A 13,547-nucleotide genomic window follows, 5' to 3' on the forward strand; every position below is an offset into this window, starting at 1 on the left:
ATCGGCATCACGCCGCGTCGCCCGCCGCGTCGCCCTCCACGAGATCGATGAGCTCCTGCTGGGTGTGCACGCCCAGCTTCTGGTAGATGTGGCGGATATGCGTTTTGGCGGTGTTGCGCGTGACGCGGCATTCCTCCTGGATGAAGGCGCCGTTGCGGCCGCGGGCCAGCAGCGCGAACACCTCGCCCTCGCGCTCGGTGAGCCCGTGCGCGCGGGCCAGGCGCTCGCAGCGCGCCTCGATGTCCGTGCGGGACTCGGGCGCGGGCGGCGCCACCTCCTCGACCGGCTTCACGCCTTGGATGGCGTCGGTGAAGCTGAAACCGCGCAGCCCCATCCACACGTATCCCACGAACGCGGCCGCCACCAGGGCCAGCACGAGCAGCCGCACATCGCCCGCCAGCGCGTCGCCCGACGACGACGCCTGCCCCAGCACCACGCCCACCGTGGCGCCGAGGTTCGACGCGCAGAAGCCCTGCCCCAGCGCCGTGACGCCGCCGGCCGGGTTGCGCGCGGCCACGATGGAGAGCACGGCCCACGTGAGCACGTTGAACGTCTGCGCGCCCACCGCGAGCGCCTGCTGGGCCACGGTGCCGAACAGCGCGGTCTGCGCCGACGACATGAGGAAGCCGAACACCACGAGCAGCGCCGACACGTGGAACAGCGCGTCCTCGCGCCGAGTGCTGCGCGTGCGGGCGCACCACGCCGCCACCGCGAGCAGCGCGGCGCCCGGCACGGCCATCGTCCACCACGCACCGGCGTCGGCCCCGAACTCGATGGACAAGCCGAAGCCCACCTCGAACAGGAATATGCACACGAACAGGCGGTTGAACGGCCCGGGGAACGAGCCGGGGTTCGTCACCGCCAGCTCGCCCGGCCCGGAGGCGAGCGACGCGCGGGACCTCGCCACAGGACCGGTCGTCACCGCAAGTGCCGCCATGGGAAGCAGCGCGTAAAGGACCGGCGCGAGGGCGGCCAGCACGGCTCCGAGCGCCAGGTAGGCGATGTACGACAGGAACACGCCTCCCGCAACCGTCACCAGCACCCCGCGCGGGCGCAAGCCCGTCAACGACAGCCCCGCCACGACGACCGCCCACGCGCGGCCGCACGACAACAGCGCCACGGCAGGCGCCGCGAGCCCGGCGGGGTAGCCCATCGCCGCCGCCGCGACCCACAGCGCAGCGCCCGCCGCAAGGGCCGCGCACGCAACCGCCGACAGCGCGGTCGTCGGCAGCGGCTTGCGCCGACGATGGGCGGCAAGGGCCCACAGCGCGAACGCGGCCGCGTAGGCCAACCCGCAGGCGGCCAGCGCCCAGGGCGCACGGGCCTCGAGGGGAGGATAGAGGAACCCGTTCTGCACGAACGTCGAGAGCGACAGCGCCGCCACGGCCGCGAGGGCGCGCGCGTCCACAAGCGCCCTCGCGGCAGGCGGCTCGCCCGCCGCGGCGTCCTCCGAGCCGCCGCCGGCCGGGCGGCGCGGTCGAGATGCCGGATCGTGCGCGTTTCCCATCGGTAACCTTTCTTTAGTGCCGTTCGCCGCTTAAAACCTACCGTTCGCACCCTCGTAACGCCGCCGGGGTGACGATCGAATCGCCTTCACCCCCGTATTGTACCGCCCGAAAGGCGCCTCGGAACGGGCGCGAACGCGGAACGGCGCCTCCCTTCGCAAGCGAGCGCCGACCAACCCCCACGAACCAAGGAGGTACCACCGTATGACCATCTTGGAAGAAGCGCGAGCGTTGGAAGGCGACATCGTCGCCGACCGCCGCTGGCTGCACGAACACCCCGAGATCGGGTTCGACCTCCCTCAAACGACGGCCTACGTGGCCGAACGTCTGCGGGAAATCGGACTCGAGCCGGAAGAGATCGTGCCGGGCGGCCTGGTGGCCACCGTCGGCGACCCGTCGAAAGGCCGCTGCTTCATGCTGCGCGCCGACATGGACGCCCTGCCCTTGCGCGAGGAGACGGGGCTGCCCTTCTCCTCTCGGAACGATTACATGCACGCCTGCGGGCACGATGCGCACACCGCCATGCTGCTGGGAGCCGCGCGCATCCTGAAAGCGCGCGAGGCCGAGCTGCCCGGCTGCGTGAAGCTCATGTTCCAACCCGACGAGGAGGGCACAGCACCCGACGAGATCTGCGGCAACGAGGCCATGATCAACGCCGGCGTGCTGGAGAACCCGCACGTCGACGCCGCCACGGCCATCCACCTCATGCCGTTCGACTACCGCCGGGGCGAGATCGCCACGCGCCCGGGCACCGGCTTCTCCTCCATCGACGACATCGACATCGTCGTGCACGGCAAAGGCGGGCACGGCTCGCGCCCGCACCAGCTGGTCGACCCGTTCAACATCGCCTGCCACATCTTCCTCGGCGCGTAGAACCTCATCGCGCGCGAGCTCGATCCCAACGACCAGGCCGTCATCACGTTCGGCGCCATGAACGGCGGCACGGCCGCCAACATCGTGCCCGACGACGTGCATCTGCTGGGCACCCTGCGCACCATCGACGAGGGCACCCGCGCGCACCTCAAAGAGCGCATGGAGGCCCTGTGCCGCAGCATCGCGGAAGGCTTCGGCGGAAGCGCCGACGTGCAGTTCCTCCGCGGCGTGCCCAGTGTGCACAACGACCCTGTGCTCACCGACGAGCTGATCGACTACGTGGAGGACCTCACCGGCCGCCCCGTCACCATCCTCGAGAAGCCCATCTCGGGCTCCGACGACATGAGCGTCATCTCCCAGGCCGTGCCCACCGTCTACTTCGTGCTGGGCACCGGCTCCGAAGCCGAAGGCGTGCGCTACCCCGTGCACAACTCCCGCGTGGTGTTCGACGAGAGCGTGTTCGCGGAAGGCGCGGCGATGACCGCGACGATGGCCCTGCGCTGGCTGGAAGCCCGCGCGAACGACGACAAGGAGAACTAGCATGGCCGAGAACGAGAAGCTGGCGACCGAAGCCGCCGAAGCCGCGCCCGTCGCCGCGGCCCCCGAGCCCGGCGGCAAGAAGAAGCGCAAGAAGAAGGGCGCGCCCGACTCCTTCATCATCCTGATGGCGTGCCTCATCGGCGTGGCGCTGGTAACCGTGGCGATGTCGTTCTTCACGAGCGAGGTCACGGGAGCTTCGTTCGCCGACGTCCTCACCTCCCCGGTGCTCGGCTTCGCCAGCGCCATGCAGGTGTGCGTGTTCGTGCTGGTGCTGGGCGGCTTTCTGGCCATGGTGAACAAGACCGGCGCGCTCGACACCGGCGTCGCCACGCTCGTGCGCGCGCTCAAGGGGCGCGAGCTGGTGCTCATCCCCATCCTCATGCTGCTGTTCGGCATCTGCGGCTCCACCTACGGCATGATGGAGGAGACGGTGCCGTTCTACATCCTGCTGGCCGCCACCATGTACGCCGCGGGCTTCGACACGCTCACCGGCGCGCTCGTGGTGCTGCTGGGCGCGGGCACTGGCTGCATCGGCTCCACGGTGAACCCGTTCTCCGTGGGCGTGGCCTCGGCCGCCCTCACCGACATGGGCATCGCCGTCGACCAGGGCGTCATCATCGGCTTCGGCCTGGTGCTGTTCGTCATCGCCGAGGCCATCTCCATCTTCTTCGTCATGCGCTACGCCAAGAAGGTCAAGGCCGACAAGGGCTCCACGTTCCTGTCGCTGCAGGAGCAGGAGGAGTCCGAGAAAGAGTACGGCCAGATGGATGAGGATGCGGAGAACCCGGCGTTCTCGGCCGTGCTCTCCGGCAAGCAGAAGGTCGTGCTCGTGCTGTTCGCGCTCACGTTCGTCGTCATGATCGTGGGCTTCGTGCCGTGGCAGAACTTCGGCATCGACCTCTTCATGGCCGGCGGAACGGTGGACGATCCGTCCGGCGCCTGGAGCGCGTTTCTGACCGGCGTGCCGCTGGGCATGTGGTACTTCAACGAGGCCACGGCGTGGTTTTTGCTCATGGCCATCGTCATCGGCGTCTTCGCGCGCTTCGCGGGCAAGGACATCGTGAAGACGTTCCTCGGCGGCTGCGCCGAGATGGTGAGCGTCGCGCTGGTCATCGCGCTGGCGCGCTCCGTCGCCGTCATCATGGGCGAGACGCAGCTCGACACGTTCATCCTCACGAACGCGGCGAACGCGCTGTCCGGCGTGCCGGCCTTCGTCTTCGCCCCCGCCACGTTCCTGTTCTACTTCGTGCTGTCGTTCGCCATCCCCTCGAGCTCCGGCATGGCCACGCTGGCGATGCCCATCATGGGACCGCTGACCAACGGCCTGGGCTTCTCCGCCGAGGTCATGGTGATGATCTACGTGGCCGCTCACGGCTTGGTGGCCATCATCACCCCGCTGAACGGCGCCGTGCTGGCGGGCCTCGCGCTGGCGAAGGTGCAGTACGCCACCATGCTCAAGTGGGTCATGAAGGTGATCGTGGTCACCGGCATCGTGCTGGTGGTGGTGCTGACCGTGGCGATGCTCATCATGTAGCGGCACCAAAGCGCCTCAGAGAACGCGAAGGAAGCCGACATCAGGTCGGCTTCCTTCGCGTTACGCCGCCCACACGGCGCTCATAAGCGTGTGCTAAACTGAGGGAAAGGAATCGAGGTGAATCATGACCGACCGCCAAATGGAAATCCATATCGAAGAGGCCGCCAGCTCGCTCGCCGTCGAGGGGCTACACATGACCGAGCGCGAAAAGGAGAACCTGCGCAGGATCGGTCGCGGCGAACTGTCATTCTCGGATCTGATTGCGCAATACGTCGAAGAAGCGAAAACCACGGGCCTGCGCTATGCCTGATCGGGAGTATGGCTACGCGTACGATGCCGAGGATGCTTACCTTTATGCCGGAACCGATGTGCTGGCAAACCGTTTCGGCATCAGATCCCGCGAAGAGCTGTGGGAAATAGAGCGCGCCCTCTCCGGTGCGAGAATCGCTGAAATCGACATCAGCCCGGTACCGGGCTCGTTCGACCTCGACCACCTCTGCGCAATCCACCGGGCAATCTTTGGCGACCTGTATCCTTGGGCGGGCGTGATACGCACGAAAAGCTTCATCGCAAAGGGTGCCAGCCTCTTCTGCTCGCCCGAGTTCATCGTCCCTTATTCCAACGAACTGTTCGGCAAGCTCAAGTCCGAACGCTACCTGCAGAATCTCGACCGAGACTCATTTATCGTACGCCTCGCCTATTTCATCGCAGAAATCAACGCCCTCCACCCTTTCCGGGAAGGCAACGGAAGGGCGCAGAGGGCCTTCGCGAACCAGCTTGCGCGAAACGCCGGCTGGGAGTTGAACTTCCGCAACGTCGAAGCGGCGGAACTTTGCGAGGCATACATCGAGTCAATGCATGTGAGTACCGATCGTCTCGAACGTCTTTTGCGCGAGCATGTGACGCCCGCCGGCTAGCACGTCTTCCGCACCTCACGCTCCCGGCCATTGGAACAGGTCGTCGCGGTGGTCGCCCACCCAGGCGAGCGCGAAGTCGCAGAACTCCTGCGCCTGGGGCGACAGCTCGACGCCGGCCTTGCGCACGATGAAGGTTTCCCAGAGGAAGCTCCGATCGGCAAACGGGCGGATGACCGTATGCGCGCGCTTGCCGCCCCAGGCGGCGAAGTCGAACGACACGGCGATGGCGTCGCCCTGCTCGGCCAGCCGATGGCACAGGTCCAGCTCGGTGGCCTCCACGACGATGTCCACGTGCACGCCGGCGTTCAACAGGCGGTTCACCACCAGATGGTGCGAGGCGAACTCGCGGCTGACCATGGCGAGAGGCTGGCAGTCAAGGTCCGCGTAGTCGACGGCCGCCTTGCGCGCGAGGGGGTTCTCCTCGTTGATGACGAGGCACGGCCGGTGGACGGTGAACGGCACGGCATGGAACACCGACAGGTCGATAGGCCCGCCCAGCACCCCGATCTCCACCGTGTTGTCGGCCAGACGCTGCTTCGCGATGGCGTCGGGGCTCTCCATGACGCGCGGACTGACCAGCGGATGGCTTTCGGCGAAAGCGCGAAAGAACGCGAGCGAGAGGTACTCCGACACCCCCTGCGTCGAGGCGATGTTGAGCGTGTACTTGAGCGCGCGGGCGGCCTCCACCTCGTCTTTCACGCCCTCGAGCAGGCGGATGACCATCTGCGCGCGGCGGTAGAGCGCGTCGCCCTGCGGCGTGGGCCTCACGCCGAAGTGGTTGCGGGCGAACAGCGACGTGCCCAGTTCCCCCTCGATCTTCTGGATGATCTTGCTGCAACCCTGCGGGCTGAGGAACTGCTCCTTCGCGGCCCGCGTGATGCTCTTCGTCTCGTAGACGGCCACGAACACCTTGAGATCGCGCGTGTCCATGGCCGCCTCCCTTCCCTGTAATGTCCCAAAAGGGGACAGTCCCCAATTGGGACATTTGCAGCTCTCCCGGCTGACGCCGCGCGGGATCCTTCGACTACGGCGACTTCGCCGCCTACGCTCAGGATGACAAAGCGCACAGCGCGCTGCCCTCTCCGTCGGCACGTCGGTTCCGTTCCTTCATTCTACGCACCAGGGCGTGCGTTTAGAATCGGCCTCACGTGACTATTGATACCCCTCTCCGCATCGTTCATTCCGCTATAGAGCACGCCCGCGTAGGCTGGAAGCAGTACGGGAGGTATGAGAGCGGCCGCTTCGGGGACGCGAAGGCGGAGCCGCCGCGAAGCGAACGCGGTCCGGCCTACGGGCCGCGAGGAAAGGGGTGAGGCGAATGGAACGGAAGAAGATTTCTCCCGGCCTCGTGCTGTTCATGATGCTCATGTCCATGACGGCAGGGGCGATGTGCCTGAACAAGGTGGCGCCCATCGTGCCGGTGCTCACGGAGAGCATGGGGCTTTCGGGCGCCGGGCAGGCGGGGCTGCTCATGTCGGTGTTCGTGTTCTCGGGCATCTTCCTGGCCATACCCAGCGGCGTGATCATCGCGAAGCTGGGCTACTACAAAACCGGCATCATCGCGCTGGCGGCCATCTTGGCGGGCTCGGTGGTGGGCGCGCTCAACCTGGGGTACGCCGTCATGTTGGGCAGCCGCATCGTGGAGGGCGTGGGGCTTATCCTGCTCATGACGCTGGGGCCGGCGGCCGTGGCCAGCTCGTTCGACGACAAGCGGCGCGGCAGCGCCATGGGCCTGCTCATGTGCTTCATGGCCTTCGGCCAGATAGCCATGTTCAACCTGGCACCGCGTATCGCCGAAGCCGGGGCGTGGGAGAACGTGTGGTGGTTCACGGCCGCGTACGCCGTCGTGTTCCTAGTGGTTTGGATCATCGCGCTGCGCAACCTGGACGCGTCGCTCGCGGCGGCGGGCGCGCCGAGCGGCGAAGCAGCGGAGCCGGCGGCCGCGCCGGCCAAGCTGTTCTCGAAGGACGTGTTCCTGAACAAGGGCGTGTGGCTTATCGGCATCACGCTCATGGTGTACCTCATCGCCGAGCAGGGCGTCATCTCGTTCCTGCCCACGTACCTGGCCGAGGTGCGCGGCATGGACGCCGCGGCCGCCAGCTCCATCGTGAGCATCGCGCCGCTCGTGGGCATTCCCGTGGGCATCGTGGCGGGCATGGTGTCCGACAAGATGGGCTCGCGCAAGAAGCCGCTCGGCGTGCTCATGCTGGCGAGCGCCGTGACCTACGCGCTCATGCCCACGTTCCCCACCGGCGTGTTCGTAGTGCTGGTGGTGCTGTTCGGCATCGCGGTCATGGGCATCGTGGGGCTGTGCTTCTCGGCCGTGGCCGAGCTCGTGCCGCCCGCGCAGGGCGACATGGCGGTGGCGTTGCTCAACACGTTCCAGTGGGTGGGCATCTTCCTCAGCTCCAGCCTGGTGGGCCTGCTCATCGAGGCGTTCGGCTGGGACGTGATGTTCTACCTCATGGTGCCGCTGGCCGTGGTGGGCGCCGTGTGCACGTTCGTCACGCCGAAGCTGCGCTAGAACGCAAGGCCGCGCAAAACGGCGTTCGCAACGCGCGTTCGCCGCAAAATGTCCCAAATGGGGACAGTCCCCATTTGGGACACAACGCCAAAACGAAGGAGGAACATCCATGAAGGACATCATTAACGTCGCCGTGGTCACGTTCGAGCCGCGCTGGGGCGACAAGGAACGGAACCTGAACCGCATCGTGGGCTATATCGAGTGCGCCGCCGCGCGCGGGGCGAACCTGGTGGTGCTGCCCGAGACGGCGCTCACCGGCTACGACGTGGTCGCCGTCCCGGAAGGCGAGGAATGCATGCACCACCGCCTGGCCGAGCCCATCCCGGGGCCGTCGACGGAGGCCGTGGCCGAGGTCACGCACCGCTTGGGCGTGTACGCCGTGTTCGGCCTGGCCGAGCGCGCCGAAGACGGCACCGTCTACAACGCCGCCGTGGCCTGCGGGCCCGACGGCGTGCTGGGCCGCTACCGCAAGATGCACCTGCCGGGGGCCGAGTCCACCTGGGCCGGCCGCGGCGACGAGCCGTTCATGTTCGGCACGCCGTGGGGACCCGTGGGCGTGAGCATCTGCTACGACACGTTCGTGTTCTCCGAGATCATGCGCTACTACCGCGCGAGCGGGTGCCGCCTGATAGCGAACCCGTTCGCCGTGAACACGGGTGTCACGGCCCGCAACATAAAAGACTCGCTCGAGTACCTGGCCGCGAACAACGACGTGTACATAGCCTCGGCGAACTGCACCGGCTGCGCCGTGTCCGACGACTTCGTGGGCGGCAGCAGCGTGATAGGCCCCGGCAAGAACGTTCCCGCCATCTGCTACTACACCGGCGGCCCCTGCGGAGCGCCCGGCTCCGACGAGCAGGAGCTGCACCTGGGCACCGTCGATTTGTCCTACGTGGACAAGCCGTTTTTGGCCAAGCAATGGGCCGACGCGGAGCCGGACTTCCGCCCCGGTGTCTACGCCCGCTGGTACGGCGAGCTGGCCGCCCAAGAACGGTTCAAACGGTAAAGAGCTTGCTTTTCAACGACGGGATAGACGGGATAACGGGCGTCGTGGCCGCCCGCCTGCGCCGGGCGCGCACTCCCTGCGCAGGCGGGCCAAGCAGCATTCGTAGAAGCGCATGAAGACAGGCGGACATGCAAGCCCGCAAACAACGAGGAAGGACCCGGGCCGGGTCCTTCCTCGTTGTTTGCAGAGCCCCGTGCCTCGCGCCGTGGGTTACGGAAGAAGGCGGCGTTTCGGCGCACACATGCACCAAAGCCCAACGAATGCACCGAATAGGCGCTCTTAGGATCGATCCGAGCAGCACGGGGAGCGCTTTTCAACGATCCGATAACACCGAGGTAACGATCGGATCTCTGCGTGACACGTAAAAGACAATTCGTAAATACTAAGGATACGGTTTAAACAGCAAATCCCAATTGTTTTGTCGTTACCTGACGAATGGAGGAGTCTCCTATGCACGATATTCGTGCCCTACCCGCCTCGACCCTGCCACACCGCGCACTGGCAATTCTGCTCGCAGTGTTGCTGGGGGCTTCAATGCTCCCCTTGACTGCGTTCGCCGACCTGGAAGAAAGGGGAACCCAGCGCCCCGATGCACCGGGCAACGTTCAAGCGTTTCTCGAAAGCGACGGCGTCCACGTAACATGGGATGCCGTGGCCGATGTCGATGGATACTCCGTATTCCGCAGCGTCGCTAAAAACGGTCCCTTTGAAATAATCTTCGACTTGAACGCTCAAAACCTTTCTTGTTTAGACCAAGATGCCGCCCCTGGCGGAACGTACTACTATATCGTTATTTCCATGGGGCCCGATATGAAGAGCCTCCCGTCGAACGTCGCCAGCGTTACCTTGCCCCCGTACGGGCAGTTCCATGTGACTTACGACGGTGCCGGCGCCGACGCGGGCACGGTGCCCGTGGACTACAACACATACCTCGCAGGGGACCTGGTCACCGTGCCTACCGAGACGCCCACGCGCATCGGATCCGAGTACACGTTCGGCGGTTGGAAGGACTTCGCGACCGGCGAGGTGTACCAGCCTGGAGACCCGTTCACAATGCCCGAAGGCGGCATCACCCTCACTGCGCTGTGGGCCGAGCACGCCGTCCCCGGCAACAACAGGCTCGTGCTGGACGACGAGACCCTGACTGCGGGCGACACGGTGCGGTTCACGGCCACGGGCGACCGCCAGGACGTCGCAGGCACCGCCGGCGGGGAGACGCGCTACATCCCCATCTCCTGGACCATCTTGCCGCTGCTCGACGGTGTCGAACTTCCCTTCGATCCTCCCACCTCCCCCTATCGGGGCGGTGCGATAATGGGAGAGCCCGGCCGCTACTACGTGATGGTGACCTACGACATGCAGTACTTCAACATCTGTTGCAACGAGTGGGAATCCATGGGCCCCGACAATCACGATATTATCGCGGTTCCCTTCTCGGTGAGGGCTCAGGTCCACAGCCTCACCTACCTGCGCAACTACACGCCCGAGGACGCGTTTTTCTCGCCAGCGGGCAACTTCGCAGCAGGAACCGAGGTTCCTTTGAGCGACATCGGGTCGGTGGGCATCCTACAGGACGACTACACCCGCGACGGCTATAGGTTCATGGGCTGGAGCGCCGATCGCTTCGCCAGCCAGGGTGTCGTAGGCGACTACCTCATGCCGAGCGAAGAGACCGCATTGTACGCCATATGGGCACGCGAGCACGCGGTCACCTACGACGGCAACGGCGCGGACGGCGGAACGGTTCCTACGGACCCGCTCGCCTACGTCAAGGACGACGCGGTGACCGTGGCGTCCGACGAGCCCACGAGGGCCGGCTACAAGTTCGCCGGCTGGACGGCCGACCACGACGGCAATGTCTACCGCGCCGGCGACACGTTCGCCATGCCCGAGGGCGACGCGCGCCTGGTAGCCCGCTGGACCCCACAGGCGGCCCCGGGCCCGGACAACAACCAAGCCGCGAAACCGGGCACGCCCGCGAACACGCCGAAGGGCACGCAGGCCAGCGCATCGAAGATGGGCTTCCTGCCCAAGACCGGCGACGAGGCCGCGCCGTTCGCGCTCTTGGGCATCGTGGCCGCTCTGGGAGCCTCGGGCGTGCACGTGCTGCGCAAGAAGAAGCAGGAGTAGCGCCGATCCCCGCAAAAACCTGCGCCCTTCCCTAGCAACTCCGCAGAAAAGCAGCCCCGGCGAACCGGGGCTGCTTGCGTTCGGGTGCCCGAGCCGGCAACGATTTTGGTCCTTGCCGGCGTCCGCGCCCGAGGAGCGCCCTTTTAAGCTTTCGGGGGCGAATCGACCCAAAAAGGTCGCTTTTCAACAACACGATGACACCGGGGTAACGGTACGGAAGTTCTGTGACACGGGGAAAACGTTTCGTCAATACTTGAGACACGGTTTGGGTATCAAATCCAAGCCGTGTCTTTTGTCGTCTACCGACAAGTGAAGGAGAAACCCCATGCACACTATCCGCACCGCACCCACCTCGCCCCCGGCACGCCGCGCGCTCGCGTTTCTGCTCGCGCTGCTGCTGGGGCTGTCGATGATCCCTCTGGCCGCGTTCGCCGGGCCGTCCGCAGAGCCGTATGCGATCCCCGAACCGCCGAGCAACATCCAGGCGAGGGACACAAATTACGGCATCGAGATATCTTGGGACCCTGCCGCGCAAGCCAATTCTTACATTCTGTACAAAGGTGATTCACTAACGGGGCCTTGGAGAGAAATCGCCCATCCGGAACGTTCCCCGTACACGAATGCAGACGCTCAACCAGGCAAGACATATTTCTACCGCCTCTCCACGTTTTGGAATGAAGAAGCAAGCGACATGTCCGCCGTCGCCAGCGCCATGATACCCGACCCGAGCCCATCCGCACAAACCTACCCCCTGATCTACACCTGCGATTACCCCGACGGCAGCGACTCTCTCACATCGATTGCCGGACAATTCGCCTCGGGCACCCCCGTCACCCTGAGCGACATCACGTCGGTGGACCCCGATGGCGAAGACTGGTCCAACCCCAACTTCAAGTTCATGGGATGGCTGAACAGCAGCGACGGCACGGTATACAACCCGGGCACTACCCTTCCCATGCAAGAGCCGTTCCTGCTCCTGTCTGCTGCATGGGATAGCCCCTTCGGAATCACCTACGACGGCAACGGCGCGGACGGCGGCATCGTGCCCGTCGATAACGGCATGTACTTCTCGCGCGACCTGGTGCATATCCCCCTCGACACGCCAACGAAAACCGGATACACGTTCGTCGGCTGGAAGAACCGCGCGGACGGCGCGGTACACCAGCCGAATGAGGACTTTCCCATAACGCGGGGCGGCGCCTACCTCGTCGCCCTCTGGGCCGAGCGTGCCGACGCGGGCAAGAACACGCTCGTGCTGGACGACGACGACCTAACCGCAGGCGACGCCGTGTGGTTCACGGCCACGGGCGACCGCCAGAGCGAGACGGGCTCCACCGGCGGGGAGGCGCGCTTCGTCCCCGTGTCATGGACCATCGAGTCGAACTTCCACGACCTGCCCTTCTCCCCCGACGCTCCCTATCGGGGCAGCGCGATAATCGACGAGCCCGGATCCTACATCGTGACGGCAACTTACGTCGAGCAGTTCTTCAACATCTGCTGCGACAGCTGGGAGCCCACGGGCAACACCGCGACGCTCTCGAAACCCTTCACGGTGAAGGCGCGCACCTACGAGCTGTCCTACTTCCGCAACTACACGCCCGAGGACGCGTTCGTCGCACCCGGCGGCGCCTTCGCCGCAGGCGATACCGTGGCTTTGAGCAGCATCGACTCGGTGGGCGTCACGCAGGACGACTACACCCGCGAGGGCTACCGCTTCATGGGCTGGAACACCGACCGCACCGCCGACTGGAGCGTCACCGGGAACTTCGCCATGCCGAACGGCAAGACGGACCTCTACGCCATCTGGGCGCCCACGTGCGCCGTGGTCTACGACGGCAACGGCCACGACGGCGGCACCGTGCCCGTGAACGAGTTCGCCTACGTCAAGGGCGACGCGGTGACCGTGGCGTCCGACGAGCCCACGAGGGCCGGCTACAAGTTCGCCGGCTGGACGGCCGACCACGACGGCAAGGTCTACCGCGCCGGCGAGAAGTTCGCCATGCCCGAGGGCGGCGCGCGCCTGGTGGCCAAATGGACCCCGCAGGCGGCCCCGGGCCCGAACAACAACCAGGCCGCGAAGCCCAGCGTACCGAAGGCCCTTTCCAAGGCGGGCTTCCTGCCCAAGACCGGCGACGAGGCCGTGCCGTTCGTGGCCCTGGGCGCGCTCGCGGCCGCCGGCGCGCTGGGCGTGCGCTCTCTGCGCAGGAAGAAGCAGGAATAGCGTTCTGTTGAGGCACGTTGCAGACAACTCCTAAGCACGAGGAAGCCCCGGTTCGCCGAGGGCTTCCTCGTTTTTGCGAGCAACGCGCCAGAATACCCATGGCCCTTTGAGAAAACGGCACCCGCACGAGTGCTTGAGGGCATGCCCATACGCAGCATCGCTGATTGAATCGTTTCTGAGAACGCGAGCCTCTTTTTTCAACGATCCGACAACGTCGAGGTAACGATCCGACGATCTCAGTGACACAGCGAAAACAATTAATAAATACTTAAGAAACGGTTTGGACAGAAAAACCAC

The 13,547-nt window shown here is 65.6% G+C and carries 11 protein-coding genes; 9 read left to right on the top strand and 2 right to left on the bottom strand.

Annotated features, from left to right (window positions below; all coding sequences use genetic code 11):
- Positions 1-7: 7 nt before the first annotated feature.
- Entirely contained in the window at positions 8-1,507 is a 1,500-nt protein-coding gene (locus tag C1878_RS05570; protein WP_114600698.1) for a response regulator transcription factor, read from the bottom strand.
- A gap of 202 nt (positions 1,508-1,709) precedes the next feature.
- Between C1878_RS05570 and C1878_RS16845 the strand changes: the two genes are divergently transcribed.
- The 5 genes from C1878_RS16845 to C1878_RS05590 all read left to right on the top strand — a co-directional run bounded on the left by C1878_RS16845 (position 1,710) and on the right by C1878_RS05590 (position 5,369).
- Positions 1,710-2,378: a M20 family metallopeptidase gene (locus C1878_RS16845; RefSeq protein WP_241963621.1), complete on the top strand. Its 669-nt coding sequence runs from the start codon at positions 1,710-1,712 to the stop codon at positions 2,376-2,378.
- Positions 2,379-2,435: 57 nt separating this feature from the next.
- Positions 2,436-2,918, top strand: a complete 483-nt coding sequence (locus tag C1878_RS16850; RefSeq protein ID WP_241963622.1) for a M20/M25/M40 family metallo-hydrolase — start codon at positions 2,436-2,438, stop codon at positions 2,916-2,918.
- 1 nt (position 2,919) lies between these two features.
- Positions 2,920-4,452: a YfcC family protein gene (locus C1878_RS05580; RefSeq protein ID WP_114600699.1), complete on the top strand. Its 1,533-nt coding sequence runs from the start codon at positions 2,920-2,922 to the stop codon at positions 4,450-4,452.
- Positions 4,453-4,576: 124 nt separating this feature from the next.
- The gene (locus tag C1878_RS05585; RefSeq protein ID WP_114600700.1) at positions 4,577-4,762 is read left to right on the top strand and encodes a hypothetical protein; all 186 of its coding nucleotides are present in this window, start codon (positions 4,577-4,579) and stop codon (positions 4,760-4,762) included.
- A complete protein-coding gene (locus C1878_RS05590; RefSeq protein WP_114600701.1) occupies positions 4,755-5,369 on the top strand; it encodes a Fic family protein in 615 nt (204 codons plus the stop codon). Before C1878_RS05585 ends, C1878_RS05590 begins: the two co-directional genes overlap by 8 nt.
- Before the next feature lie 15 nt (positions 5,370-5,384).
- Here the strand turns inward: C1878_RS05590 and C1878_RS05595 are convergent, their stop codons facing one another.
- Positions 5,385-6,299, bottom strand: a complete 915-nt coding sequence (locus C1878_RS05595; protein WP_114600702.1) for a LysR family transcriptional regulator — start codon at positions 6,297-6,299, stop codon at positions 5,385-5,387.
- Positions 6,300-6,687: 388 nt separating this feature from the next.
- Here C1878_RS05595 and C1878_RS05600 point away from each other — a divergent pair, with 388 nt between their 5' ends.
- From C1878_RS05600 to C1878_RS05615, 4 genes are all read left to right on the top strand, one after another.
- Positions 6,688-7,893, top strand: coding sequence for a nitrate/nitrite transporter (locus C1878_RS05600; protein ID WP_114600703.1), 1,206 nt, complete (start codon positions 6,688-6,690; stop codon positions 7,891-7,893).
- 109 nt (positions 7,894-8,002) lie between these two features.
- Entirely contained in the window at positions 8,003-8,899 is an 897-nt protein-coding gene (locus tag C1878_RS05605) for a carbon-nitrogen hydrolase family protein (RefSeq protein WP_114600704.1), read from the top strand.
- 810 nt (positions 8,900-9,709) lie between these two features.
- On the top strand, positions 9,710-11,029 hold the full coding sequence (locus C1878_RS05610) for an InlB B-repeat-containing protein (protein WP_158539733.1): 1,320 nt from the start codon (positions 9,710-9,712) through the stop codon (positions 11,027-11,029).
- A 325-nt stretch (positions 11,030-11,354) separates the two neighbouring features.
- Positions 11,355-13,250 carry an InlB B-repeat-containing protein gene (locus tag C1878_RS05615; RefSeq protein WP_114600706.1) on the top strand — a complete coding sequence of 632 codons (1,896 nt, stop codon included), beginning with the start codon at positions 11,355-11,357 and terminating at the stop codon, positions 13,248-13,250.
- Positions 13,251-13,547 lie beyond the last annotated feature (297 nt).

The organism is Gordonibacter sp. 28C, from assembly GCF_003339845.1.
Taxonomy (GTDB): Bacteria; Actinomycetota; Coriobacteriia; order Coriobacteriales; family Eggerthellaceae; genus Gordonibacter.